The 24877-nt window shown below is 54.7% G+C and carries 35 protein-coding genes; 32 read left to right on the forward strand and 3 right to left on the reverse strand.

Going from position 1 to position 24877, the window contains the following annotated elements; genetic code table 11:
• Positions 1-24: 24 nt before the first annotated feature.
• The 17 genes from HBUT_RS02740 (at position 25) to rpl7ae (ending at position 12285) form a co-directional block, all read left to right on the forward strand.
• On the forward strand, positions 25-480 hold the full coding sequence (locus HBUT_RS02740) for a 30S ribosomal protein S13 (protein ID WP_011821705.1): 456 nt from the start codon (positions 25-27) through the stop codon (positions 478-480).
• A gap of 16 nt (positions 481-496) precedes the next feature.
• Positions 497-1027 (forward strand): 30S ribosomal protein S4, encoded by a 531-nt coding sequence (locus HBUT_RS02745; protein ID WP_011821706.1) that lies wholly within the window; start codon positions 497-499, stop codon positions 1025-1027.
• A gap of 16 nt (positions 1028-1043) precedes the next feature.
• Positions 1044-1445, forward strand: a complete 402-nt coding sequence (locus HBUT_RS02750) for a 30S ribosomal protein S11 (RefSeq protein ID WP_011821707.1) — start codon at positions 1044-1046, stop codon at positions 1443-1445.
• A 150-nt stretch (positions 1446-1595) separates the two neighbouring features.
• Positions 1596-2441: a DNA-directed RNA polymerase subunit D gene (locus tag HBUT_RS02755; RefSeq protein WP_011821708.1), complete on the forward strand. Its 846-nt coding sequence runs from the start codon at positions 1596-1598 to the stop codon at positions 2439-2441.
• Positions 2442-2452: 11 nt separating this feature from the next.
• A complete protein-coding gene (locus HBUT_RS02760; RefSeq protein ID WP_011821709.1) occupies positions 2453-2824 on the forward strand; it encodes a 50S ribosomal protein L18e in 372 nt (123 codons plus the stop codon).
• 34 nt (positions 2825-2858) lie between these two features.
• The gene (locus HBUT_RS02765) at positions 2859-3344 is read left to right on the forward strand and encodes a 50S ribosomal protein L13 (RefSeq protein ID WP_011821710.1); all 486 of its coding nucleotides are present in this window, start codon (positions 2859-2861) and stop codon (positions 3342-3344) included.
• Between the two features lie 53 nt (positions 3345-3397).
• On the forward strand, positions 3398-3817 hold the full coding sequence (locus HBUT_RS02770; protein ID WP_048061714.1) for a 30S ribosomal protein S9: 420 nt from the start codon (positions 3398-3400) through the stop codon (positions 3815-3817).
• A 6-nt stretch (positions 3818-3823) separates the two neighbouring features.
• A complete protein-coding gene (locus tag HBUT_RS02775) occupies positions 3824-4024 on the forward strand; it encodes a DNA-directed RNA polymerase subunit N (RefSeq protein ID WP_011821712.1) in 201 nt (66 codons plus the stop codon).
• A 45-nt stretch (positions 4025-4069) separates the two neighbouring features.
• A complete protein-coding gene (rpsB, locus tag HBUT_RS02780; RefSeq protein ID WP_011821713.1) occupies positions 4070-4720 on the forward strand; it encodes a 30S ribosomal protein S2 in 651 nt (216 codons plus the stop codon).
• An 86-nt stretch (positions 4721-4806) separates the two neighbouring features.
• A complete protein-coding gene (amrB, locus tag HBUT_RS02785) occupies positions 4807-5700 on the forward strand; it encodes an AmmeMemoRadiSam system protein B (protein WP_011821714.1) in 894 nt (297 codons plus the stop codon).
• Positions 5701-5729: 29 nt separating this feature from the next.
• The gene (locus HBUT_RS09685) at positions 5730-6539 is read left to right on the forward strand and encodes a hypothetical protein (RefSeq protein WP_011821715.1); all 810 of its coding nucleotides are present in this window, start codon (positions 5730-5732) and stop codon (positions 6537-6539) included.
• Positions 6494-7276: an amino acid kinase family protein gene (locus HBUT_RS02795; protein WP_011821716.1), complete on the forward strand. Its 783-nt coding sequence runs from the start codon at positions 6494-6496 to the stop codon at positions 7274-7276. The genes HBUT_RS09685 and HBUT_RS02795 overlap by 46 nt, the downstream gene beginning before the upstream one ends.
• Positions 7277-7310: 34 nt before the next feature.
• The gene (gene fni / locus HBUT_RS02800) at positions 7311-8462 is read left to right on the forward strand and encodes a type 2 isopentenyl-diphosphate Delta-isomerase (RefSeq protein WP_011821717.1); all 1152 of its coding nucleotides are present in this window, start codon (positions 7311-7313) and stop codon (positions 8460-8462) included.
• Positions 8463-8481: 19 nt separating this feature from the next.
• The gene (locus tag HBUT_RS02805) at positions 8482-9492 is read left to right on the forward strand and encodes a polyprenyl synthetase family protein (RefSeq protein ID WP_011821718.1); all 1011 of its coding nucleotides are present in this window, start codon (positions 8482-8484) and stop codon (positions 9490-9492) included.
• A gap of 17 nt (positions 9493-9509) precedes the next feature.
• Entirely contained in the window at positions 9510-10022 is a 513-nt protein-coding gene (locus tag HBUT_RS02810) for a DUF2118 domain-containing protein (RefSeq protein WP_011821719.1), read from the forward strand.
• 4 nt (positions 10023-10026) lie between these two features.
• Positions 10027-11790: a glutamate--tRNA ligase gene (locus HBUT_RS02815; RefSeq protein WP_083756284.1), complete on the forward strand. Its 1764-nt coding sequence runs from the start codon at positions 10027-10029 to the stop codon at positions 11788-11790.
• Positions 11791-11901: 111 nt separating this feature from the next.
• Entirely contained in the window at positions 11902-12285 is a 384-nt protein-coding gene (rpl7ae, locus tag HBUT_RS02820; RefSeq protein ID WP_011821721.1) for a 50S ribosomal protein L7Ae, read from the forward strand.
• Between the two features lie 57 nt (positions 12286-12342).
• On the opposite strand, the gene HBUT_RS02825 is transcribed toward rpl7ae, so the two are convergent.
• Positions 12343-13053, reverse strand: coding sequence for a hypothetical protein (locus HBUT_RS02825; RefSeq protein ID WP_011821722.1), 711 nt, complete (start codon positions 13051-13053; stop codon positions 12343-12345).
• Between the two features lie 65 nt (positions 13054-13118).
• Positions 13119-13988 (reverse strand): DMT family transporter, encoded by an 870-nt coding sequence (locus HBUT_RS02830; RefSeq protein WP_011821723.1) that lies wholly within the window; start codon positions 13986-13988, stop codon positions 13119-13121.
• A 147-nt stretch (positions 13989-14135) separates the two neighbouring features.
• On the opposite strand from HBUT_RS02830, the gene HBUT_RS02835 reads away from it, so the two are divergent.
• Both HBUT_RS02835 and HBUT_RS02840 read left to right on the forward strand, forming a co-directional pair.
• Positions 14136-14381, forward strand: coding sequence for a 30S ribosomal protein S28e (locus tag HBUT_RS02835; RefSeq protein ID WP_011821724.1), 246 nt, complete (start codon positions 14136-14138; stop codon positions 14379-14381).
• A 28-nt stretch (positions 14382-14409) separates the two neighbouring features.
• Entirely contained in the window at positions 14410-14595 is a 186-nt protein-coding gene (locus HBUT_RS02840) for a 50S ribosomal protein L24e (RefSeq protein ID WP_011821725.1), read from the forward strand.
• A 45-nt stretch (positions 14596-14640) separates the two neighbouring features.
• On the opposite strand, the gene HBUT_RS02845 is transcribed toward HBUT_RS02840, so the two are convergent.
• Positions 14641-15516, reverse strand: coding sequence for a DMT family transporter (locus HBUT_RS02845; RefSeq protein ID WP_011821726.1), 876 nt, complete (start codon positions 15514-15516; stop codon positions 14641-14643).
• A 134-nt stretch (positions 15517-15650) separates the two neighbouring features.
• On the opposite strand from HBUT_RS02845, the gene ndk reads away from it, so the two are divergent.
• The 13 genes from ndk (at position 15651) to HBUT_RS02910 (ending at position 24831) form a co-directional block, all read left to right on the forward strand.
• The gene (ndk, locus tag HBUT_RS02850; protein ID WP_011821727.1) at positions 15651-16079 is read left to right on the forward strand and encodes a nucleoside-diphosphate kinase; all 429 of its coding nucleotides are present in this window, start codon (positions 15651-15653) and stop codon (positions 16077-16079) included.
• Between the two features lie 122 nt (positions 16080-16201).
• The gene (locus tag HBUT_RS02855; RefSeq protein ID WP_011821728.1) at positions 16202-17431 is read left to right on the forward strand and encodes a redox-regulated ATPase YchF; all 1230 of its coding nucleotides are present in this window, start codon (positions 16202-16204) and stop codon (positions 17429-17431) included.
• 340 nt (positions 17432-17771) lie between these two features.
• Complete coding sequence (locus HBUT_RS02860) at positions 17772-18068, forward strand: class I SAM-dependent methyltransferase (RefSeq protein WP_011821729.1); 297 nt, start codon at positions 17772-17774, stop codon at positions 18066-18068.
• Positions 18069-18128: 60 nt separating this feature from the next.
• Positions 18129-18605 (forward strand): hypothetical protein, encoded by a 477-nt coding sequence (locus tag HBUT_RS02865; protein ID WP_048061407.1) that lies wholly within the window; start codon positions 18129-18131, stop codon positions 18603-18605.
• A gap of 77 nt (positions 18606-18682) precedes the next feature.
• Positions 18683-19363 (forward strand): 50S ribosomal protein L15e, encoded by a 681-nt coding sequence (locus tag HBUT_RS02870; RefSeq protein WP_011821731.1) that lies wholly within the window; start codon positions 18683-18685, stop codon positions 19361-19363.
• 118 nt (positions 19364-19481) lie between these two features.
• The gene (locus tag HBUT_RS02875; RefSeq protein WP_011821732.1) at positions 19482-19940 is read left to right on the forward strand and encodes an RNA-binding domain-containing protein; all 459 of its coding nucleotides are present in this window, start codon (positions 19482-19484) and stop codon (positions 19938-19940) included.
• Positions 19937-20599 (forward strand): ribonuclease P subunit p30 family protein, encoded by a 663-nt coding sequence (locus HBUT_RS02880; protein ID WP_011821733.1) that lies wholly within the window; start codon positions 19937-19939, stop codon positions 20597-20599. The genes HBUT_RS02875 and HBUT_RS02880 overlap by 4 nt, the downstream gene beginning before the upstream one ends.
• Before the next feature lie 9 nt (positions 20600-20608).
• Entirely contained in the window at positions 20609-21178 is a 570-nt protein-coding gene (locus HBUT_RS02885; protein ID WP_011821734.1) for an Rpp14/Pop5 family protein, read from the forward strand.
• Positions 21175-21927: a dihydrofolate reductase family protein gene (locus tag HBUT_RS02890; RefSeq protein ID WP_011821735.1), complete on the forward strand. Its 753-nt coding sequence runs from the start codon at positions 21175-21177 to the stop codon at positions 21925-21927. The genes HBUT_RS02885 and HBUT_RS02890 overlap by 4 nt, the downstream gene beginning before the upstream one ends.
• Positions 21928-22035: 108 nt before the next feature.
• Positions 22036-22755, forward strand: coding sequence for a 3,4-dihydroxy-2-butanone-4-phosphate synthase (locus HBUT_RS02895; RefSeq protein ID WP_011821736.1), 720 nt, complete (start codon positions 22036-22038; stop codon positions 22753-22755).
• Positions 22706-23179, forward strand: a complete 474-nt coding sequence (ribC, locus tag HBUT_RS02900; RefSeq protein ID WP_011821737.1) for a riboflavin synthase — start codon at positions 22706-22708, stop codon at positions 23177-23179. Before HBUT_RS02895 ends, ribC begins: the two co-directional genes overlap by 50 nt.
• 58 nt (positions 23180-23237) lie before the next feature.
• Complete coding sequence (gene ribH / locus HBUT_RS02905; RefSeq protein ID WP_011821738.1) at positions 23238-23702, forward strand: 6,7-dimethyl-8-ribityllumazine synthase; 465 nt, start codon at positions 23238-23240, stop codon at positions 23700-23702.
• Positions 23680-24831 carry an amidohydrolase family protein gene (locus HBUT_RS02910; protein WP_228546783.1) on the forward strand — a complete coding sequence of 384 codons (1152 nt, stop codon included), beginning with the start codon at positions 23680-23682 and terminating at the stop codon, positions 24829-24831. Before ribH ends, HBUT_RS02910 begins: the two co-directional genes overlap by 23 nt.
• Positions 24832-24877 lie beyond the last annotated feature (46 nt).

Genomic DNA, 24877 nt, shown 5'->3' on the forward strand with positions numbered 1-24877 from the left:
GATGGCTATCTGCTGGGGGTGGTTGTGCTGAGCGAGCAGCAGTACCGTTACATTGTCCGGATACTCGGTACTGACATTCCGGGCGATCTGAAGGTACCCTATGGCCTAGCGCTGGTTAAGGGTATTGGTGTAAACCTAGCTTATGCTCTCTGCAGGCTTCTAGGTATTGATCCAAATAAGAGGATCGGATTTCTCACCGATGCCGAGATAGAGAAGATCGAGAAGGCAATGGCTAACCCATTAGCGATTGGTATCCCGGTATGGATGCTCAACAGGAGGAAGGACTACGAGACCGGTAAGGATCTACATCTAGTGGGTGCTGACCTCATATATTACGTCAAGCGTGACATTGAGAGGGAGAAGAGGATAAGGAGCTGGAGGGGTATACGTCACGCTCTCGGCCTCAAGGTGCGTGGCCAGAGGACAGCCACAACTGGCCGTATTGGTATGACCATTGGTGTGAGGAAGGGCAAGAAGTAATCTCGGGGTGTGAGCCGTGGGTGACCCGAAGAAGCCCCGTAAGAAGTGGATGGGTCCCAAGCACCCCTGGATTAAGGAGAGGCTTGTACGTGAGCTAGAACTGGTTGGTAGGTACGGGCTGCGTAACAAGCGTGAGCTATGGAAGCTTGAGACTCTTGCTCGCTACTTCCGTCACCGTGCGCGTTCGCTGCTAGCTCTCCCACCCGAGGTACGTGAAAAGGAAGAAAAGGCACTGCTGGCAAGGCTTAATGAGCTAGGTGTGCTGCCGGAGAATGCAACGCTTGACGACGTACTGAACCTAACAGCAGAGCACTTCCTCGAGAGGAGGCTACAAACAATAGTCTACAAGAAGGGCCTAGCCAGGACAATCTACGAGGCACGTCAGCTCATAGTGCATGGTCATATAGCTATTGCTGGTCGGAAGATACGTAGCCCAGGCTACCTGGTTAAGAAGGACGAGGAGGACCTGGTCGACTACGCGCCCACAAGCCCATATGCAAAGCGTAGACTTGAAGAGCAGGTGCAGCAGGAGGAGGCAGCTAGCTGAAGAGGGGTGATACACGGTGGTGTTCTCGGCTCGCGAGATTAAGTGGGGTGTAGCCCACATATACTCGAGCTACAACAACACGATAATACACATCACAGACCTCACCGGCGCCGAGACCGTAGCTAGGACTAGTGGCGGCATGGTCGTGAAGGCTGACCGCGAGAAGCCAAGCCCCTACGCCGCAATGCTAGCTGCCAGTCGTGCAGCACAGCAGGCCATGGATAGGGGTATAATGGCGCTTCACATCAAGGTTAGAGCCCCTGGAGGCCACGGCCCCAAGACGCCAGGCCCGGGTGCACAGGCAGCAATACGTGCTCTAGCAAGAGCAGGCTTCATAATAGGCCGCATTGAGGACGTGACGCCACTGCCCCACGACACAACGAGAAGGCCTGGCGGTAGGAGGGGTCGCCGCGTCTAGCCAGGCGACATTTTACCGCCAGCCGTATCCTGGCTTCTCGCGGAACTCTTTGCTCCGCCTACCCGGTTTTGTCACGGCCTCCCCTCTGTGGGGCTGCATGCAGGAATATAACTTGGCTTGGGCTGACTTGCTGCGCTAGGGAGCTGCGTCTTGGCGAGGCTGTGCATACTAGATAAGGATAGGCTGACGATTCGACTCTACGTTGAGGGGTTCGGGCTCCCACTAGTAAATGCTATACGCAGGGCAGCCTATTCCGATGTGCCGGTAATGGCTGTAGATGTTGTCGAGGTGTTTGAAAACAACACCGTGCTCTACGATGAGATTATAGCTCACCGCTTAGGCCTAATACCCCTAACCAGCAAGGAGGCGCTACAGAAGTACAAGAGGCCTGAGGAGTGCGAGAAAGCTGAGCTGGGCGACCCCAGCTGTTACGTGGTTCTACGCCTCGAAGTTGAGACAGGGCCGCGAGAGGAGCGCATAGTGTACAGCGGCGACCTCGAGACCAGTGACCCCGATGTACGCCCTGTCTACGATAATATGCCGATAGTGGTTATGGCCCCTGATCAGAGGCTGAGGCTGCAGGCATACGCGAGACTGGGTTATGGCCGAGAGCATGCCAAGTGGATGCCAGTTAGCGTTGCTGCCCACCGTTACCTCCCAATACTAGAGTTTAACCTCGACGAGATGAGCGATGAGTGCATCCGCTGTATAGAGTCGGGCTATCCCGAGCTAGCGGCAAAGATAAGGGAGATGCGCAGCGGCAGCATAGCTGTGGTCGAGGACGTGAACACGTCTGGGCTATACTGGTGTGTACAGAGAAGATGTGGTGGCAAAGGCGTAAAGCTAGTCTACGACGATAAACGATTCATACTGAAGATAGAGTCTACCGGCGCCCTCCCACCAGAGGATATTGTGCGGGAGGCTGCTAGAGCTATTGTGAGGAAGGCTGAAAACCTACTCTCCCAGCTAGCTGAGCTACGCCGGGAGCAAGGTTAGGGTGAGCAGCGGTGCAGACCACGAAGAGGACGGGGCCAACAAACATACTCGTAAGAATGACGATACGTAAGCTACGCAGTGCAGCCCACAGAAACAAGGCGCCAATATGGAGGTATGTAGCGGAGCTTATCGAAAGGCCCCGAAGGCTGAGAATAGTAGTCAATGTGAGTAAGATTAACCGCTACACAGAGCCCGGAGACGTCGTTGTCGTACCAGGCAAGGTTCTCGGTGCCGGCAGCATAGACCATCCTGTAACTGTGGCAGCTCTAGGTTTTAGCGAGGAGGCAGCCCGGAAGATAGTCTCTGCTGGCGGCAGGATAATGCACATACTACAGCTCATCGAGGAGAATCCGCGCGGCAGCAAGGTCAAAATTATAATCTAGCCTCCCGTCATGGTGTGGGCTGGGGTGTACGGTTATGGGCACGGTTAAGGTTGTAGCGCCAAAGCCTCCGGAGAGGGTCCTCTACGTGGATGCTACTGACCAGGTATTAGGTAGGATGGCTGCTGAGGTAGCTAAGAAGCTCCTAGAGGGCTACCGCGTCTACATTGTGAACGCTGAGAAAGCTGTGATAAGCGGCGATCCTCTAATGGTGTTCCGCGGCTACAGGATCTGGTGGGAGATCAAGGTACACGTTAACCCCTACAAGTGGGGCCCGCACAGGCCAAGGAGCCCAATAGCAATAGTCAAGAAGGCCGTCTATGGTATGCTGCCGAAGAACAAGCAGAAGGGTCGCGAGGCTATGAGGAGGCTCAAGGTATACATTGGTGTGCCGGAGGAGTTGAAGAACAAGCAGTTTATACGGTTCGGTTTCGCGGATGCACGTAGACTGGGTCACAAGTTTATACGTGTAGGCGAGCTAGCTCAGAGGCTTGGATGGAAGGGGGTGCGGTCTAGGAGTTGAGCGCGGAGGCTCAGCAGGTGGCGGTGCAGCAGCCTAGGCTGCTTGGTGCATATGTGCAGGTTGAGAAGCCTGTGAAGATAGTCATAGCTGTGGGTAAGAGGAAGACCAGTATAGCTAGGGCGGTCGTCAAGCCGGGCAAAGGGCGTGTATGGGTTAACGGTGTGCCGATAGAGCTGTGGCCCATAGAGATGGCCCGCTGGAAGATGATGGAGCCGCTCCTACTAGCTGGCAAGGACATAGTCAACAGTGTTGATATAAAGGTTAGTGTGTACGGAGGCGGCGTCATGAGCCAGGCTGACGCTGTAAGAATGGCTATTGCAAGAGGCCTCGTAGCCTACACGGGCAGCAAGGAGTTGCGCGACATATTCGAGGAGTTCGACCGTTCAATGATAGCTGGTGATCCGAGACAGACGGAGCCGGAGAAGCCTATGAGGAGGAGTGCTAGGAGAAGGTGGCAGAAGAGCTATAGGTGAAACACTATGATTATTCCTATGCGTTGTTTTACGTGTGGTAGGCCTCTTGCTCAGTACTGGGAGGAGTTTCGTAGCCGCGTTGAGGGGGGCGAAGATCCCCGGAAGGTGCTTGATGAACTTGGTGTCAAAAGGTACTGTTGTAGGAAGACCCTACTGGCTCACGTTCCAGCCATCTATGAGGTTCGCAAGTTTAAGCGTGTACTCTAGAGGTATAACCCCCCGTCCAGCTTGGTGCGTGGAGGGGGCTAGAAGATGAGCCAGGAGTATGGGAGGCAGCAGGTAGAGATCGGGGGTAAGGTGGTAGAGCTACTCGTACCCCTTGAGCGTTACCTCTCGGCGGGAGTCCACATAGGTACACACATTTGTACAGCATATATGAGGAAGTTTGTGTACAGGGTTAGGCCTGACGGGCTCTACATCCTCGACATAAGGAAGACTGATGAGAGGCTAAGGGTGGCAGCAAAGTTCCTCGCTAGGTTTGAGCCCTCCAAGATAGTAGCGGTATCTGTGCGTCAGTACGGTCAGAGGCCTGTCCAGAAATTCTGCACATATATAGGCTGCAAGGCGATAACTGGCAGGATACTGCCTGGCACATTTACCAACCCGAGCCTAGAGTGGTACGTAGAGCCTGACGTCATAGTGGTCACGGACCCGCGTGCTGATAGCCAGGCAGTGGATGAGGCCGCGCGCATGGGCATCCCTGTAGTAGCACTTACCGACACCGACAACCGTGTAGAGAACATAGACCTTGTGATACCTGTCAACAACAAGGGTAGGAAGAGCCTAGCGCTAGTCTACTGGATACTCACCCGTGAAATACTAAGAGAGCAGGGCAAGATACCGCAGGATCAGGATCTACCCGAGCCGCCGGAAGCATTTGAGTTCAAGGTTAGGAGACACTAGCATGGAACAGCGCTTCTCCCTAGCTAGTAGGCCGATACTTTCGCACAGCCGATTTGTAGTGCTCCTCCTTCTCTATTCCTAGCTGGGTGAGGTGGCTAGTCCTGGCCAGCTACGCTGGCAGGATCATCGCTGGCCGCCGTCTTCCAGCCGTTGCAGGCTTATTTTACGAGGCTGATGCAGAGGCTCTAAAGGCGCAGATAGAGGCTGCCTTCCGGCACCCCCTGGGGCCCGGCTATGTACCGGAGGCTAGTAGTGAGAGGCGTCGTGAAAGCCTCGGCTTTCTCGTGCCACACGCAGGTTACATGTACAGCGGCCCAATAGCAGTCCACGCCTACGCTAAAATGGCCTTGGAGGGCTCTGCCGAGACCTACGTGATAGTAGGTCCTAACCACACAGGCCTCGGCGCTAGCGTGTCGGTTTACCCGGGAACAGCCTGGTCTACGCCACTGGGCGAGCTACAGGTCGACACTGAGCTTGCACGAGTATTAGTTAAGGCTAGCTCGTACGCCGAGCTTGACGAGAAGGCTCACCTATACGAGCATAGTGTCGAGGTTCAACTACCCTTCCTCCAGTACCTCTTCAATGCACGGGTTAGGATACTACCTGTGGTAGTCTATGAGCAAACACCCGAAGTTGCTCGAGACATTGCGGAGGCTCTCGTTGAGGCTGTGGAGAAGACGGGGAGAGACGTGGTTTTCATAGCTACGAGCAATCTTACACACTATGAGCCCTACGAGGCTGCTGTCGAGAAGGATAAGAAGGTTATAGATGCGATAATCTCGCTTAACGCTGAGGAGCTATACAGGATTGTAACCAGCACGCCGGTCTCGATGTGTGGTCCGGCCGCGGCAATGGCGCTGATATACTACGCGAGGCTCCGCGACGCTCGTGGAGTTGAACTGTTGAAATACGCTACTAGCGGCGATGTAGCAGGTGATAAGAAGAGCGTTGTTGGCTATGCCGCTATAAGAGTCTACTAGCGATAGGGGCCTCGGCGGGCAGAGGAGCCTTGTACGAGTTCCCCTTGGCACTTGTGTTCGCTGGCGTACCTATTCCCGGGCGCAGCAATCCCTACATAGTCCTTGTGACTCCTAACACCCCCATAGGCGTTGATGTTGATGTTGAGGAGTCAGATAAGCCCTTGGCACGCGTTACCGGTGCTAGTCTGGGTTGGCGTTTTGAGCTAGCAGTAAAATCCTTCGTGGACACAGTGGCGGCACGACTCGAACAGCCAGTATCTATTAGTCTGCGTGTTGTGCTGCCCAGTAGTCTACAGTATCCACCTCCGGCCTCGGTCTATGCTGCTGTAACGCTAGCCATAGTTGCTAGTGTCGCGGAGGCTGGGGGCTACAGCATGGATCCCTATGAGGTTCTAGAGGCTGCAAATAGCATAGACGAGGAGGGAGGTGTCGGCCTAGACTTCATAGATGCCATGAGGACCGCGATAGTCCGTGGTGAGAGCATAGTCTACCGTCGTGGCGAGGACTCAGTACCATTGAGTATGGGTTCCAGGGTCGAGCTTGAGCTTGTCGGGGAGGATGATATAGGCGAGGACATGTCGAGGCAGCTCGATGAGTCTGTTATGGCTGCTGTGACGAGGCTCGGCGGGATGGCTGTTGTAGCAGCGGTGCAGAAGTTACGCAGTAGCGACTTTAGCCATGTCTTCCAGCTCGTCTCGAGAGTGGATAACGCACTATTCCACCTACTCTATGGCGTCCAGACGCCGGAGGGGCCCTGCAAGTGGACACCATCGCTGCAGAGGGTGTACGGTGTTTGCCTCGAGGCGGGGCTGGGAGACAAGGTGGAGTTTACGTTGTAAAGCTTGGCGGTAGCGTTGTAACCGTGAAGGATAAGCCGTTTACGCCAAACCTTGACATACTCCACCACCTTGCTAGGGTTCTCGCGGGGCTCAATAGGGAGGGCAGGCTTGCAGGCATAGTTATAGGCGGTGAAAGCTATGGCCACTACGTAGCTAAGACTCTCGGAGAAGCAGGCGTTAGTGCTGGTGAGGCATTGTCAGCTATTCCCAGGGCTATGATGGAGCTTAGCCTTCTAGCTGCGGACGTGTTCTCCATGTATGGGCTACATGTTGTGGTATATCCGCCTCACAGCTTCTGCAAACCTCAAGGACTAAGACCCTCCTGCAACTGGAGCCTAGTCATGGGTTATGAGTGGGGGCGTCCTATACCCCTAGTCTATGGTGATGCCTACCCCTGCTCCAGCGGGGCCTGCATTGTCTCGGGCGATGAGCTAGCAATGGAAATGGCTTGTGCTCTCGGAGCCAGCGGCGTCATCTATGCCACCACCGTGCCGGGTGTATTGGGTAGGGATGGTAGGCCTATCCCGAGGCTTAGGCTCAGCGAGCTAGACAGGGTGGCAGTAGGGGGTTCCGACAAACTAGACGTCACTGGTGGTATGAGAAGGAAGCTTGAAGCCATAAGGGCTAATTGGTGTGAGGGGCTAAGCCGCGTAGTTATAGTCTATGGTTTGGAGCCGAACAACATAGAGCAAGCAGTACTGGGCGCAGCGGGGGTTGGCACTGAAATACTCCCCTAGGAAGTCCTGCATCATGTGAGGTGTACGGTAGGCCTTGCAGACAAAGACGCGGAAGCTTGACCACATAAGGATAACAGTTGACAGTGATGTTGAGCATCCAGGGAAGATCACGCTGCTAGAACACGTCGAGCTGGTACACCGCGCGCTCCCCGAGACGGCGCTCTCAAGCATTGATACCAGCATAGAGTTTCTCGGTAAGCAGCTCAGCATGCCGCTAATGGTTACAGGCATGACTGGTGGTCACCCAGTGGCTGCGAGGATAAACTGTGTAATCGCTAGAGCGGCGGCGCGGCTAGGCATAGCAATTGGCGTGGGGAGCCAGCGTGCAGCAATAGAGGATCCATCGCTAGAGTATACGTTCCGTGTTGCGAGGGATTGTGCCAGGGAGGAGGGTGGTGATGTGGTCCTCGTTGCAAACCTTGGGGCTGCGCAACTCGTGGCAGGCTACGGTGTTGAGCATGTGAGGAGGGCTATAGAGATGATTGATGCTGACGCTGTGGCGATACATGTTAATGCTGCGCAGGAAGCTTTCCAGCCGGAGGGAGATGTAGACTTCCGTAACGCCATAGACCTTGTAGCCGAGGTTGCGAGAGAGCTGGACAAACCCGTAATAGTCAAGGAGACCGGGCATGGCCTAGGCTACGAGGTTGTATATGTGCTCCGTGGCCGAGGGATAAGGTTCTTCGACGTCTCAGGAGCTGGCGGTACTAGCTGGGTACGCGTTGAATACTTCCGTGCCAGGATACGAGGCCTCCAGGGCCTAGCAGAGGCTGCCAAAACATTCTCGTCCTGGGGCATACCCACAGCCCAAGCAGTGGTTGAGACCCGCTGGGCAGCACCAGACTCATGCATAATAGCTAGCGGTGGAGTGAGAACCGGGCTTGATGCCGCGAAAGCAATAGCGCTAGGCGCCGATATTGCCGGCCTCGCATTGCCAGTAATAAGAGCCTATACGGTTGGTGACCTCGACGGTGTTATAGGGCTCCTCGAGAGGATAGGTATGGAGTTCAAGGCGGCACTATTCCTTACGGGTGCTAGCAGCCTCGCTGAGGCTAGGAGGCTACCACTAATCGTTAGTCCCGAGCTAGAATCGAGGCTCCAGGCTCGGGGAGTAAAGCTGGATCTCTACCTTAACGGTGCCAGACTCCTTTTCAAGCCCGGTGAGACATGTAGCAACTGGGCCTAGCCGGCAGAGGGCATGGGTTATGACCGGCCAGCTACCCGAGAGCGTTGTGGCCTACTTGAAGCGAGTTGCCAGCCTAGTAGACGGCTACATATACGCTAAGGTGAAGGGCGAGCCTAAGGAGGTCTATGATGCCGGCCTACACCTCATAAGGGCGGGCGGGAAGAGACTAAGGCCAGCCATAGTTGTTGCCATTGCTGAGGCTCTCGGGGAGCCTGCTGAGCGCGCCCTACCCTTCGCAGCAGCGGTGGAACTCGTACACAATTTTACCCTCATACACGACGACATAATGGACCGCGATGAGTTCCGCCGTGGAGTTCCCACCGTGCACAAGGTCTGGGGCGAACCCCTAGCAATAACGGCGGGCGACCTCCTCTTTGCCAAGGCGTTTGAAACGCTCACTGACGCCCTCGACAAAGGCATACCGCCCGACAGAGTTGCAAGAGCCACGAGAGTATTATCCAGGGCATCAGCGGTCATAGCTGAGGGCCAAGCTATGGACCTGATGTTCGAGGAGGAGGACGAAGTTAGCATTGATGAATACCTAATAATGATATACAAGAAGACCGGTGCACTCTTCGAAGCCTCAGCTGTGCTCGGGGGCCTAGTAGCAACGGGTGATGACGCAACCCTGGAGAAGCTTGCAGAGTTCGGCAAGAACCTTGGCATAGCATTCCAGATACGCGATGACATTCTTGGTATTGTCGGCAAGGAGGAGGAGCTAGGAAAACCCGTCTATAGCGACATAAGGGAGGGCAAGAAGACTCTCCCAATAATCTATGCCTTGAGGAACCTTGAGGACGAGGATAGGGAGAAGCTAGTAATGGTTCTCGGAAACAGAGAGGCTTCAAGAGAGGAACTCGAGCAGGCAGCAAAACTCGTGGTAGCATCCGGCGCGATAGACTACGCCGAGAGCAAGGCTAGAGAATACATAGACCGTGCCCTAGAAGCCCTCCGGGGTGCGGTACCCGAAAACAACTACCGTAGGATACTCGAGGAGCTAGCAAAATTCGTGGCAACTAGAACCTGGTAGCTGAAGGGTTTCCCGGGATGGAGTCCGGAGAGAAATCCTGCCACAGATCCCCCTATCACATCCCCCGGATATACATTGAGGGTATAGGTAGCGACGAGTATCTCGAACTCGTAGACTCCACCGCAAGGAGGACAGACAGGTGTAGCGGTAGGCGCTGCTTTGGCAAAGCAATATATGGCACGCTCCTCGACGAGATAGCCGATCTACTAGCAAAGAAAGCTACGAGGAGCTTCATAGTAGTATTGCCGCCTGACTACAGGAAAGGCCTCCTCGTAGAAGCTGGTAGCTACCTCGAACCAGTACCTCTCGAAGGCATGCGTGTCGTAATCCACGTTTGCGAGGGCGACAGGGTGGAGGAGGGTTCAACTCTAGGATTTATTGCTACACGTAAGTTTGAAGTCCGGCATATACGTAGCCATGTGGAGGGTGTTGTTGTATACATTTACTCCTCGCCTGAAGGCCCACCAGACCGGAACATAGTGTTCATAGCGCCAGAGGAGGTGGTTCAGACTGTCACAGTACAATCCTGAGGAGATTAGAGAGCTAGCTCGCGCTTATGCATTGCTTAACGCTGTCGGACACGGTGGCAGGGCAGCGGTAGGCCCAGTAATGGGCAAGATAATGGCTGAAAGACCTGACCTAAGGCCACAAGCCAAGCAGATAGTAGCAATTGTGCGTGAGGTCGTGGAGGAGGTTAACAAGCTGAGCCTCGAGGAGCAGAAGAGGCTGCTGGAAGAGAAGTATAGCTGGGTTATCGAGAAGAAACTGCAGAAGCGGAGGGAGGCTGTGGAAAAGAAGCTACCGCCACTGCCTGATGCTGAGGAGGGTCGGGTGGTTACACGGTTCGCTCCAAACCCTGACTTCGTCATACATCTCGGCAATGCTAGACCCGCTCTCCTCTCCTACGAATACGCTGTAATGTATCGTGGCAAGATGATACTCCGCTTTGAGGATACCGATCCGAGGATTAAGACGCCCCTACCCGAGGCATACGAGTTGATAAGGGAGGATCTCAAATGGCTCGGTATACGCTGGGACGAGGAGTACATACAGAGTCTAAGGATGCACATCTACTATGACATAGCCAGGAAACTAATAGAGGTTGGTGGTGCGTACGTAGACGACCGCAGCCCGGAGGAGTTTAGGAGGTACCGAGACGAAGGCAGGCTAGAGGACTATCCGCCGCGCAAGCGCAGTGTCGAGGAGAACCTCGAGCTATGGGACAAAATGGTCTCCGGAGCCTTTGGCGAAGGCGAAGCAGTACTAAGAGTAAAGACCGACCCCCGGCACCCTGATCCCAGCGTGCGTGACTGGGTAGCATTCCGCATCATAGACACCAGCCGCTATCCCCACCCCCTAGTAGGCGACCGTTATGTAGCATGGCCGACCTACAACTTCGCAGCAGCAGTCGACGACAAGTTAATGGGTGTAACCCACATACTTCGTGCAAAAGAGCACATGCAGAACACAATTAAACAACAGTTCCTCTACAAGCACCTAGGCTGGAGCTATCCTCACGTAGTACACTTTGGAAGGCTTAAGCTTGAAGGCTTCATAATGAGTAAGTCTACGCTAAAACGGTTTCTCGATGCAGGCATAAGTAGGGGCATTGATGACCCACGCTTTGCAACGATTGCAGGGCTTAGACGTCGGGGGATTGTGCCGGAAGCTATAAAGAAGCTAATAATGGAGGTCGGCGTAAAATATACCGATGCAAGTATAAGCTATGACAACTTAGCAGCGATAAACAGATCGATAATCGATCCACGTGCCAAGAGGATAATGGCTGCATTGAGTCCTGTACCAGTAGAGGTTGAGGGATTGCCGTGGAGGGAGAAGGAGTTCAGAATACCTTTCCATCCTTCAGGCCAGCTTGGCGAGAGAATAGTCAAGCTTGCCGGGCCTAAGGCAACCATATACGTGTCCCAGAGCGATGCAGTGCAGCTTGCCAAGGGCAACATTGTGAGGCTAATGGAAGCCTTCAACATAGAGGTTCTAGGGGCGTCACCTAGACGTGTAAGGGCACGCTATCACAGCTTAACAGTTGATGAGGCTAGGCAGCATAACGCGCCCATAATACAGTGGGTGCCAGCCACGGATAACATTGCAGTTGAAGTGTTGAAGCCGGAAGGTCTAGACCTAGTACAGGAGCGTGGCCTCGCAGAACCAGCAGCAGCCCAGCTGAAACCGGGCGAAATAATACAGCTCGTACGCATAGGATTTGCGCGGGTTGATAGCGTCGAGACAGACGAAAAGGGGAAAGTAAGGAAGGTAGTGCTCATCTATGCTCATGACTGAGAAGAAGCTTTCATTCAAAGTGGGGCCGCTAGTTTTGTAAACCCTTCCAGGCCTAGAGCCCTAAGCGTACTATGGAGGGGCGACGACCGAGCCCCGGGAGGAGGATGAGCCATGAGCAAGCCGTTCTATGTTAGGTTCGAGGTTCCACCAGAGCTAGCAGAGAAGGCCTACCAGGCACTAGAGATAGCAAGGAAGACTGGCAAGATAAAGAAGGGCACCAACGAGACCACTAAGTGTGTCGAGCGCGGCCTAGCAAAGCTAGTACTCATAGCTGAGGATGTAGACCCACCAGAGATCGTTGCTCACCTACCACTACTCTGCGAGGAGAAGAAGATACCCTACGTCTATGTACCGAGCAAGAAGAGGCTAGGCGAGGCTGCAGGCATAGAGGTTGCAGCAGCTAGCGCTTGCATCATAGACCCGGGCGAGGCTAAGAACCTAGTTGAGGAGATCGTAAAGGCTGTGAACGAGCTAAAGACAAAGGCAGCCCAGTAGCACGCAACTAGAAACCCCTAGCCCATCGTGTCCATGGTTTTTAGAGTATCTCACTAACTACCTCGTTCTCGTTGTCTCGGGTATGCATATCTTGAATCCATATTCCTCATCGCAGCTCCTACACGTATACGATACACTATATTCTACACAGTTTGGCAGGGGCTTCAAGGTAGCCATCTTCTCTGGTTTCCCACCGCAGGGGCACTCTAAGAGATCCAGGTAGGCTATGTGTCCCTCATATACTGCTTCAATTCGTAGTATGGTGCGCAGTCCTAGCTCCTGCAGCTCCTCGACAAGCCACTTAGCATAGGCCATTGTGTGTGGCTTCAGTCTTGAGGCTAGCCTTTTTGCAGCAGCTGTGTAGAGTATGTAGTCTGAGGCTACTGCATAGCTTAGCGCATCTGCCGTAACTGAAAGTAGCTCTGAGAAGCTCCTAGCAGGCTCCCCGGTGAGGAGGGATATAGCACCAATACGGGATAGTACGTCGGCATCCAGTGCTACCCTTGTATAACTAGCTTGTGGTGCACGGAGCGCAGCATCGGCAGCCTCTTCGGCGGCGCGATCAGCAACACTCCGATATGCTGGCTTGAGCCTATCTGCCTCGCCGGGTTCTACAATTGCCACAGTAGCTGCAGCTGCTTGAGTAGCGTCGCAGCCTTCAATCCTGCATATGGCTGCCGCATAGGCCAGTGCTAGGAGCGTCCTAGCCCTAAGCCTGGGCCTAGACTCAAATATCCGAGCAGCAAGCTGGGAGGCCAACTCGTACAAGGTGTCAGGCCACCCTCCCCAGAGGGATGTGAGGGCGGCTGCAGTTGTCACAGTTTGTTCGGGGTTTAAGCTGCTAGTGCTACGGCTATAACAGCTAGCGTAGCTGCTACTGCGTGGCGGGCTGTTGGCTTCTCAGCAGCTTCTCCTGGCAGGATTGTTGCTGCTAGGAGGAGAGTGTGAAGTGGGTATAGACCTATCAGTATGACGGCGGGGGCTACCTCGATTATGCTTAGGGCAATGTATCGTAGGAGCTGGGCAAACGCGACACTAGCTGCAGCCGAAGCCATGAATATGTGGTGTCGCGTGAGTCCCGTAATCTCCTTGAGTCTGCCCGCTGCGGCTGCTAGCGTGGCGGCGATGGGGAGCGCTACGGTGTAGGAGACTGCTGTGCCGAGTACCGGGTTGCCGCCCGAGTAGCCTCCCGCATAGCGTACGAGTAATGTTGAGGAGGCGAAGACGAGGCTTGAAGCAATACCTGCAACAACACCTAGGCCAAGCTTCTCACCGTGTAACGGTCTCCCGCTAGGTCTGCTGGAAGCAAGGTAGACTGCCAGGGTCGCAGCGGTGAGCCCTGCAGCCCTCTCAGCGTCTATGGGCTCTCTGAGGAAGACCCAGGCTAGCAGCGCTGAAAAGAGCACGGTGGGGCTAGAGGCCACGGCAGCGCTTGTAGCGCCGATAGCGGATATCGAGACGTAAAAGAGGAGTCTCCCAACAACAAAGTTGAGAAGGCCAGCTACAGCATAGGCAAGAAGAGCAGACCTATCCGCCGTAAAAGAGTTTGTGGCTGCCACAGTCAGCCATAGCAGCGGCGTACCTATGAGGAGGCTTAGCAAGAGATTTGCCAGCGGTGATAGCCGTGCCGAGGCAGCCCGTACAAGTACATCGCTAACCCCAAACAGTACACCAGCAGTAAAGGCGGCTGCATAGCCCAGCAATGCACGGGTCACCCATGCATACTGGGAAAGGCTTGCACAGCGTGGGTAGCCGCATGGCGGTCAGCTGCGCCGTCCAGGAGACAGCCCGGCAACCAACTTAGTTTTATTAACCGTTTCTTCCGGCCGCTAGCTGGCTGGGGGACGAGGTTGAGTCAACGCAAGGAGAAAGAATTCAACATAATAGAGGAGATAGGCTATCCTGCAGAGGTCATACAGATAATCGGCAGGACTGGCGTCCACGGCGAGGTTATACAGGTGCGTGTAAGAGTTCTTGAGGGCAGGGACAAGGGTCGAGTACTCACGAGGAACGTTCTTGGCCCAGTAAGGCTGGGTGACATAGTTATACTCCGCGAGACAGAGCGCGAAGCTAGGAGACTTGGCAGGAGGAGGTAGAGGAGCGGCGTAGCGAGGTGATGAGTAGATGCCAGTCGTGCATACGTGCACTTATTGTGGCCGCTCAATAGAGCCAGGCACCGGCCTAATGTACGTAAAGAATGATGGTAGTGTGCTATGGTTCTGCAGCAGTAAGTGCTTCAAGCTCTGGCGGATGGGTCGCGATCCCAGGAAGCTAAAGTGGACCGAGCGCTACACGCAGCTACGCCGTTAGCTGGGTCTTTTCCCAGCCATCTCCAAAGGAGAGGGGCAGCTTCTCCTACCTATGCGCTAGGCTTGCTAGGACTAGTCCTGTGAGCACCAATAGGCCCCCAGCGATCAGTCTTGTTGTGAGCTTTTCCGAGGCTAAGATGGATGAGAGTAGCTGGGTTAGCACCGGCGTAAGCGCTATACCTATGCTGACTATGCTGACTGGTAGGAGCGTTAGGGCATAGAGGAAGGCTATGCCGCCCGTAACATAGCCAAGCAGCCCAGCCACAACGATCTCGCCAGCCACGAGTCGAGCTGCACTCCATCGTGCCATAACCGGGGCTAGGACGGCAACGGAGTATGCTGCTCGCACGCTCGCCACGGTGAGGTAGCCAGCTCTCTTGAGTGCAGCATCGTATGCGTACATGCTCACAGTCCATACAAACGACGCTATGAGAGCTGCAAGTACGGCTAGGAGCCTTTCGCGTTCAGCCACATCAGCTCTGCCGCCTCTACTGGTGGCGATTAGCCATACACCGGTGAGAGCGAGTGCTGCAGCTGCAAGCGCTAGAGGGCCAATAGCGCCGGAGGCGTAGTCGTAGAGTGCTGTCCATATCACGAAGAGGTATGAGACTGGCATGGCAACGCTTGCGCCAACCCTGCTAATACTGTAGACGTACAAGCTGTCCCCTGCAAGGGTGCTAACAACACCGCCAACAATGACGCCTAGCTGGAACACAAGGTCAAGCCAAGGGGTTGTATAGGGAAACCCTTCCCACAGCCATGCAAGTGGTGCCGTAGCTGCGAGAGCTACGAGCATGCGCCAGCCATTAAACGCCCAAGGATCAATACTTGTCTTTGATGATGCGCGGCTAATAACAGCAGGTGCTAAAGCCCAGGATGCGACGGCTGCAGCAATAGCAGCCAAGCCAGCTGAGACTGGCATGCTTGTCACCACGCGCTAGAAGCACTGTTGTCCATATCGTGGAGTTACTAGCTTAAAGGCCTAGAGGTCTCCAGTGGTAGCATCAAGCACTTATCCCGCAGCTTCCAATGGGTAGCGCTTGGTGGAGGAAATCCATGCCTGTAGAACGTACGTTCGTCATGATAAAGCCTGATGGTGTCAAGAGGGGGCTCGTAGGCGAGATAATAGCCAGGTTTGAGAGGAAGGGCCTCAAGATAAAGGCTCTCAAGATGAAGTGGCTAACCCGGGAGGAAGCCGAGAAGCTTTACGAGGTACACCGTGGCAAACCGTTCTTCGAGGATCTTGTCAACTTTGTCACGAGTGGGCCCGTCGTAGCAATGATACTTGAGGGTGACAGTGCTATAGAGGTTGTAAGGCTAATGATAGGCCCAACCGACGGTAGAAAGGCACCGCCGGGCACCATTAGGGGCGACTACGCCCTAGACATTGGCGCTAATGTAATACATGCTAGCGACAGCAAGGAGTCCTATGAACGTGAGTACAAGGTATTCTTCAGCGACGACGAGATAGTGGGTGACTACTAACCATCGATTCAAGGCACATAGCTTATCGATATGATGTTATACATAATGCTAATGGAGTAGTCTCGCTCCACTTTTCTTCCCTACAGCTTACTCCTACCCGCTAACCTGGGTGTGTCGCCAAATTGCCGCCACCAGAGAGGATAGCTGGCATAGTTGGTAAGACGAACGTAGGTAAGTCAACATTCTTTGCTGCTGCAACCCTGGCAACAGTAGAGATAGGCAATAGGCCATTTGTAACACTAGAGCCGAGTACCGGTGTAGGCTATGTGCGTAAGCGCTGCATCCACGTGGAGCTAGGGCTTCCGCGCTGCGAACCAGCGTCGGGCTACTGTATTGATAGCTGGAGGTTCATACCGGTAAAGCTGGTGGACATACCAGGCCTCATACCGGGCGCCCACGAAGGTAAGGGTCTTGGCAACAAGTTCCTAGACGCGATAAGACGGGCAGACGCCATTATACTGGTTGTTGATGCTGCAGGCTCAACCGACGCAGCTGGGAACCCGGTCCCTCCTGGCACCTATGACCCAGTAGAGGAGGTTAGGTGGCTCGAGGTAGAACTCGAAGAGTGGATGTACGGGATAATAAAGAGCGACTGGCAACGCTTCGCGCTCCGCGTCTCAACAACCGGGGAAAACGCTGTTGAAGCTCTTGCACAGAGACTTAGCGGGCTCAGCGTGAGGAAAGAGCATGTCGAAGAGGCCCTAGAATATGCTGGGTTAACAGGGAAGAGCCTGACATCGTGGAGTGACGAGGATTTACGCCGTTTCGTTAGAGGGCTGCGTCTCTCCAAGCCAATGCTTGTAGCTGCCAATAAGGCCGACATACCCGAGGCAGAGGACAATATTAAGCGGATGCAGCGCGAGCTCAAGGAGTATACTGTAGTGCCCACAAGCGCAGCAGCAGAACTGGCGCTACGGCGGGCTGCCAGGGCAGGCCTGATAAAGTACATCCCGGGCGACAGTGACTTCGAGATAATAGCTGAGGACAAGCTGTCCAGGCAGCAGCTCAAAGCACTCGAATACATCAGGGAGCGGGTCCTCAAAAAGTGGGGCTCCACGGGAGTACAACAAGCAATAAACAAGACATTCCTCGAACTGCTAGACATGATAGTCGTATACCCAGTTGAAGACCCCAACAAGTACACCGACGGTAAAGGTAGGATACTGCCCGACGCATATCTCGTCCCGCGCGGCACCACGGCAAGAGAACTAGCATACATGATACACACAGACCTGGGCAAAACATTCCTCTATGCAGTCAACGCGAGGACAAAGATGAGAATAGGCGAAGACTACATACTCCAGGACGACGATGTGATAAAAGTCGTAGCTGCAGCTGCAAAAAAGGGTTAGGCGTAGAGCTAGAGAATCCTTAGCTAGAAACAGAATATCATGTGATTTAAACATCGAGCTTTGAACCGCATCTTTAGGTTGAGGGGGTCAGCCGGGGCGCACTCTCCCCATGGGCTCCAGGCATGATGCTAGCCGGCCTCGGAAATGCGGGCAAATCGTCATCCCCTACGGGATTCTTCTCGTCTAGACGAGCTTAGAAGGTTACATCACCAGGTCTCGGGCTCGTTCTCTCAAGCTATTATAACGTCAGTGCTATTCCCGGTGTCTATAAATATAAAAATAAAAAGAAGTATATCTATGAAGTGTGTATTCTAACTACTTGCTGGCCTCGGGATGCCCCATGCTGCATGAGTGCTGGCAGCCTGGCCTTGGCAAGATGTTTCGTGGTGAGACTGCCAAGCTCTTCCTCAAGGTAATGGATAGTGTATGGGAGCGGGGTGAGGAGGAGGCTGAAGCTATAGCTGCTATGTTAAAGCGGAATGGTGTTGATGCTGGCTCTAGTCTCTTGGAGCTCGGTGCTGGTAACGGTCGTGTAGCCATCCCCTTGGCTAGGCGTGGATACCGGGTAACTGGTGTTGAGGCTTCAGAGGTATTTGTCGCGGATGGCCGGAGAAGGGTTGAGGAGGCGGGTCTATAGGATAGAGTTGAACTGGTTCTAGGAGACGTATATGATCTTGATGCCGCGCTTGGAGATAGGATGTTTGACGCTGCATACATGACCTGGACCAGTATAATAGGCTATGCTCTTTCCGAGGAATGCGACGAACTTGCGCTCCGAAACATTGCAAAACACGTGCGTCCCGGTGGCCTGCTCGTGATAGCCAATACTGCTAGCTATGACAACGTCGGTTTGAGACAGGGTATCTGCGGCTTGTCAGCGTCTCTCAGCATGGTGGATGAGGAACTTGTAGTTGTTGAAGAGCCCCGTTTCGACCCCGTAGAGAGTGTGGTAACAAACAAATGGACTTTCTATAGGTTGGAGGGTAAAGATCTACGCTACCTGGACGAGGTCGAGTTCAGATTTAGAATCTACACGCTCCGCGAGCTTGTAACGCTTGCTCGAAGTGCTGGCTGGGAGCTCGTGGAAGCGGTCAGCGATCCTGTAAAGGCTACGCCTTACAAGCCGTACAGGAGCCCATTCAACCTTGTCTTTCGGAGGACAGTCAGTACGTAGCTTTTGGCCTAGCTACGCTTTTAATAGGGCCTAGCATGCTAGCTGGTCTCCTCTGGGTGCTTGGAAGGGGAACGCTAATGGCGCGCGGTCTATACCACTATCTGCGGGAGATGTGGAAGCAGCGTCACGACATTCCGGAGCTCGCTGAGCTGTGGAAGAGGAGGATAATGGAGTGGAGGCGTCAGCCAAGCGTAGTGCGTATCGAGAAACCCACACGCATTGACCGCGCCAGGGCGCTGGGATACAAGGCTAAGCAGGGCATTATCGTCGTAAGGGTGCGCGTAAGGAAGGGTGGTCTGAACAGGCCGAGGCCAAACAAGGGTCGTAGGCCAAAGAGGATGGGTGTCTATGGCTACGCTCCTGCAAAGTCTACAAGGCTCATAGCTGAGGAAAGGGCGGCCCGCAAGTACCCCAACATGGAGGTCCTCAACAGCTACTATGTTGGCGAGGACGGCGAGTACAAGTGGTACGAAGTCATACTGGTTGACCGCAGCCACCCAGCAGTATGCAGAGACAAGGACCTGGGCTGGATATGCGAGAAGCAGCACCGCGGCAGAGTATTCAGAGGCCTAACAAGCGCAGGCAAGAAGATGCGCGGTCTGAGGAAGACACGTGGCCTACGCGGTACACACAAGTACAAGTGGAAGAAGAAGCAGAAGGAGCGCAAACTCAAGAAGCGCCACGAGGCACACCGCGGTGCAAGGCTCATTGCTCCAGACGAGATACGCGAAAAGTACCACAAGGGAGACCTAAAGTAGCTCTCTACGAGCCGTGCTACCTTACATTCTATATGGCTAGCCCCCAGTTTTTATCTCGGAGAGGCAGGGGAGTACTCGGCGATGTCTCCTACATCCTCCTCTGCGTGGTGGCCCGCTCTTGTCTCGGATACCTACACGCGTCGTTGGCGTAGAGATATCAGTGCATGCACATGCGACAGAGGATGTTGGGAGGGTTAAGCAGGCAGTACTCAACCTACTACCAGAGAGTGTTCATGATAAGGCTGTCTTTGAAGAGCAGGTTCTCGAAGGCCACCACGGCAACCCTATAACCCGTATACGCCTCAGGCTCCGGGACCGTGATGCAGAGGAGTTTATCAAGCATCTGGCATCGATGCTTAGTGATACTGAGAAGAGGGTTCTCCGTGCAATGCTTGGTGATAGGTATGATGAGAGACAGGGCAGAATGTACATTAGGCTTAGCAAACAAGATGCTTTCCTCGGCGATGCAAGACTCTACGATGGTGATGACGTGGTGCATATAGTGATTATTCTCCGGGGCTCGCCCAAGCTTGAAGAAGTAGCACGCGTACTTGGTGAGCTGGGGCTGCTGGCGTGAGGGCCTGCGATCTTAACGTCGCGCCTACCAGCGTTAACGAAGCTAGGCGTATGGCTAAGCTGTTAAAGGGTATGGGTGTTGGCTGTGTCGCTGTGGAGCATGGAGACCCTAGCGTGGCTAGGCAGCTAGTAAATGTTTTCGAGGAGGAGGGTGTTGAGGCCTATACGCGTGTAACTCTCGAGATATCGGACTGGCAGCGTGGCATAGAGCTTGTGAGGAGAGCATCCAGGCTCTACAACATTGTAGTCGTTAAGCCCAAGACCGCCGAGGCGGCAAGGCTGGCGGCTAGGGATCCGAGGGTAGCTCTTCTACAGTTGACGCCAGGTATGGCGCGCTATATGGATAAGAGTCAGGCTCAAATGCTGCGCGAGGGTGGTGCAGCGGTCGAGATTAGGCTTCTCCCCCTACTATACGGCGGGGATCCACGCTCAGCACTGAGGGGGCTCATGATTATTGCGCGCCGGGCTGCAGCCTACGAGGCTGTATTCGTTGCTACCTCCGGTGCTAGGAGCGCCTGGGAACTATGGCATCCCGCCATTGTTAGGGGGCTACTAGTCTCCATAGGGCTCCCTGAGAATATTGCTAAGCTAGCCGTGACTGGATATCCACGCAGTATTGTTAGGCTAAAGGCTCTCAAGTCCCTAGCTAGCGAGGGGTGACTCTACGCCGTGACGTTGTGGGAGGCTATACTTATGGGTATTGTTGCGGTATTGTTGGTGCTAGTTTACCTCCTCAACCGCCGTGTCTCGGGGCTGACAGGGGCCCTTGGAGAGTTCCGGGCTAGGCTTGGCGAGCTAGAAGAGTCCTTCAATAATGTATTGAGAGAGCTGGGGTTTGTCTCCAGGTCCCTCAGCACGGCTCTCCAGAGTATCGAGGCTGAGGATGCGCTTGAGAGGCTTAGAAGGCGCCGGCGGAGACGCTACATAGCCTTTTACGTTGTGTATGAGGGTGATTCTCCCCCGCAGGCAGAAGAAGTGGAGAAGGCTATTGTTAGGGCTGTTGAGAGGCTTGCTGGGCAGCTAACGGTGGCACTTGCGAGGCTCCAGCTCGTATACTATGACCATGTTCGCGGTGCTGGCATTGTTAGAGCAACAAATGATACCAAGTATGTTGTGCTCGCAGCTATGGGGTTGGTGCGGAGCATTGGTGGCCGCAGAGTATTATTGGTGCCTGTTAGGACTACGGGAACCATTAAGAGGGCTAAGAAGGCGCTAGCTGTTCCCAGGAGACTGCTATGACGCTGCGGAGGCCCTACACCGTCATATTCTCCACGATGACTCTTGACGGTCGCTTAGCATCATCGACGGGCTATAGTGTGCTCAGCTGCCCATACGATTTCGCGCGGCTCCGCCTCCTCCGCGGCGCAGCAGACGCCGTGATGATAGGTGCCAATACGGCGCTTCTGGACGATCCCTCGCTACGCAAGAGACTTGAGCCTAGAAGCGAGAAGTACTACAGAGTAGTGGTTGACGGTCGGCTCCGCATATCAGCGTCGCTGAGGCTGGTGCGCGAGCCTGAGCCGCCAGTGATAGTGTTTACAGCGGTTGAGTCACAGCGAGCCAGGGAGTTAGAGGAGCGTGGCGTGAGGGTACATGTTGTCGGCTCTAACGGTGTAGTAGACCTTGCTAGGGCGCTGGAGATACTAGCTGTAGAGTATGGTGTCGAGAGGCTCCTCGTGGAGGGTGGTGGGAGGCTCAACTATTCCCTGCTCTCGAGCAGGCTTGTAGACGAGGTACGCGCAACGATAACACCCTACGTGTTCGCCGCTGGCCGGAGCTTCTTCGAGGACCCGGTAGGTACTGGGTTCCGTGATACCCGCGAGTCGCCGAGGCTGCAGCTTGTCTGTACAGAGTTGTGCCCTTGTGGCCGCTGTGTACACGTAGTCTACCGTGTAGTGGATAGACGTGGGGAGCCGCTAGCTAGCTCCCTAGTGGAGCCGTGTCTGTCCAGTAAGCTCCGAGAGCTAGCTGCGAAGGGCCTCGTGTAGCTAGCCATAGAGGCTCTTTACCCTCCCCACGGGAGGGGTGTGTAGTGCAGAACACTAAGGAGCGGCTTGGGCAGCAATGGAGACGTTTCGCTTCGGGGGCGCAGCGTAATGGGCGAACTAGACAAGGCAATTGAGGCTATGCGGAAGGGTATCCCCGTCCTAATCCACGATGACTATGGTAGGGAGGACGAGGTAGACTATGTTATCCATGCATCCTACGTGACTGTCGACAAGATATATGAGATGAGAACCCTGGCAGGCGGCCTCATATGCTACGCTATGCCGCTACCAGCTGGTGAGATGCTTGGCCTCCGCTACATAGCCGACATACTTGCTGGTATCGAGCCTCTTGGCAGGCTTGCAGAGCGCACCCTAGGCTACGGTGATAAGCCTGCCTTCTCGCTATGGGTTAACCATCTGAAGGCCAGGACGGGGATACGGGACAGGGATAGGGCGCTCACAATACGCGAGCTGGACCGGGTTGTGAACCTCATATATTCTGGCAGGGTTGAGGAGGCCCGTAAGCTATTCTACGAGAGCTTCATGGCGCCAGGTCATGTGCCGATACTGCTTGGAAGAAGGCTCGGGGAGAGACGCGGTCACACCGAGCTATCCCTGCACCTTGCAATGCTTGCCGGGATGACACCGTCAACGGTTATCGTCGAGATGCTCGACCGTGGCGAGGCTTTGAGCGTGGAGGAGGCCCGCAGGGTATCTAGGGAGAAGGGCTACCCCCTGGTGGAGGGGAGTGAGATTATAGCAGAGGTGGAGCGTCGTGGTGAAGATATGTATTGTCGATACAACCTTTGCAAGAATAGACATGGCTAGGTATGCGATAGAGGTTCTCCAAAACCTCATGCCTGACGCAGTTATAGTCCGTAGGACGGTGCCGGGGATAAAGGACATCCCGGTTGAGATCAAGACGCTGATGCAGCGTGAGGGCTGCGAGGCAGGCATGGTTTTTGGCTGGGTTGGACGCAGCCTGGTTGACAAGATAAGTTATGCAGTATACTCTCTCGCGCTCCAGCTGGTGCAGCTCGAGCTGGGCCGCCACATTATAGACGTTACTGTGCACGAGGACGAGTCCGAGAGCGAAGAGGAGCTCTACAGAATAGCGGCTGACAGGGCTAGGAAGCACGCCGAGAACCTTTACCTTCTACTCCGCAGGCCCGAGGAGCTAGTGAGACGTGCTGGTACAGGTAGGCGTCAAGGCTATCCTGATGCAGGCCCTATAATGGGCGGGTATGGCTAGCCAAGCATTTTTCCCCGCCAAGGCCTAAGGCTCACTGGGCTACGGGGTGTAGAGAGCAGTGTCTGCAGCTGATGTGAGGCTTGCATTTGTTGTAGCGGAATTCAACTATGACGTGACCTACCTCATGCTCCAGCGTGCGCTGAGCTATGCCAGGTTCCGTGGTGCAACTGTAACGTACATTGTTTACTCTCCCGGAGCCTACGATATGCCGATACTGGTAGAGGAGTTGCTGATAAAGGATGATGTGGATGCTGTGGTTGCGCTGGGTGCAATAATAACCGGGGCTACAAAGCACGACGAGGTGATAGCACACCAAGTAGCTAGGAAGCTAATGGACCTCGCTGAGAAGCATGGTAAGCCCGTAACTCTAGGCATATCTGGCCCGGGCATGAACCGTGTGCAGGCCCTGGAGCGCGTGGACGACTATGCTAGGAGAGCTGTTGAGGCAGCAGTAAAGCTGGCCAAGAGGCTGAAAATGCTTAGGGAGGCAAGGTTTGAAGGTGAGACAGTCACGATCCAGTAGAGGCTTCTGCATCTGTGCAGACTACGTAGTTGCCGGTAGCGAGCTCGAGCTGCTGCGGGCCGCCTGCATAGAATTCAACGAGGAAGGCATAGTCGTCGGTGTAGGTGCCTCCCGCAGCCCGGGAAGGCCATGCAGCGCGGTTCCAGGCTACATAATGCCGCCGCTCTGTAACGGCCACATACATGTCCTAGACTACGCACTGGCCGAGGCTAGAGAGGATAAGCCCCTAGAGAGCCTTGTGGCCCACCCAACCGGGCTCAAGTACAAGCTCCTCGAAGCCCTGGGCGAGGCCAAGCTAGAAGCCGCCCTTAGAACACTGGCAGCAAGGCTCCAGGACGAGGGCATACTCTACCTCGGAGCTTATGCCGAGATGGGTTTTAGCGGCGCACAGCTCGTCTCGACGGTACTCCAAAGCTCTGGGCTAAGGGTGAGGCTCCTCCCGCAACCCCTACGCAAAACACTACCAGACTATGAATACCTCCTAGAAGCCTATGGAGGCGCTGGGCTAGACACGGTATTTGACCTCAACCCCGGCGAACTCGCGGAACTCGCTGCCGAGGCGCGTAGGCGCGGTTTAAGCCTACATGTACACGTGTCGGAGACCAGGCAGCTCAGAGAAATGCGCGACTACGAGCTAGCACTAGAAGCCAAGCCAACGGCCACGGTACACCTCACTCACCTCGAGCCCAAAGAGGTTCTAGCCCTAGCAGCTGCTGGCGTCCTCCCGGTGTTCTGTCCGAGGTCCAACAGCTTCCACGGCGTTGGCAAGCCACCCCTAGAGGTGCTGCCACAACTTGCCGGGGAGCAAGTACCAGTTGCTCTTGGCACGGATAACGCTGCGTGGATTCCACCATCAATAGCAGAGGAGCTCTCCCACGCATACATGATGTGGAGGCCAATGATGCGAAGCAAAGTGGAGGAGTATGCCCGCTCACTACTCTATGCTGCAACACTGGGCTGCACGAGCCTCCTAGGCCTACAAGCCGAACCCATAGAACAAGGCTCCACCACAGTACTCGTGGCAGCACTGCCAGACGCCCGCTACACAAACAATCCCCTAATAACTCTCATAAAGAGACTGTCAATAGCCTACAAACAAGTAGTTAGCACACCAGGTTGGCGTCGATAATAGTATACCACAAATAGCAAGATTACCATTTAACTCCTAGCCATAA

The organism is Hyperthermus butylicus DSM 5456 (assembly GCF_000015145.1).
Lineage (GTDB): Archaea > Thermoproteota > Thermoprotei_A > Sulfolobales > Pyrodictiaceae > Hyperthermus > Hyperthermus butylicus.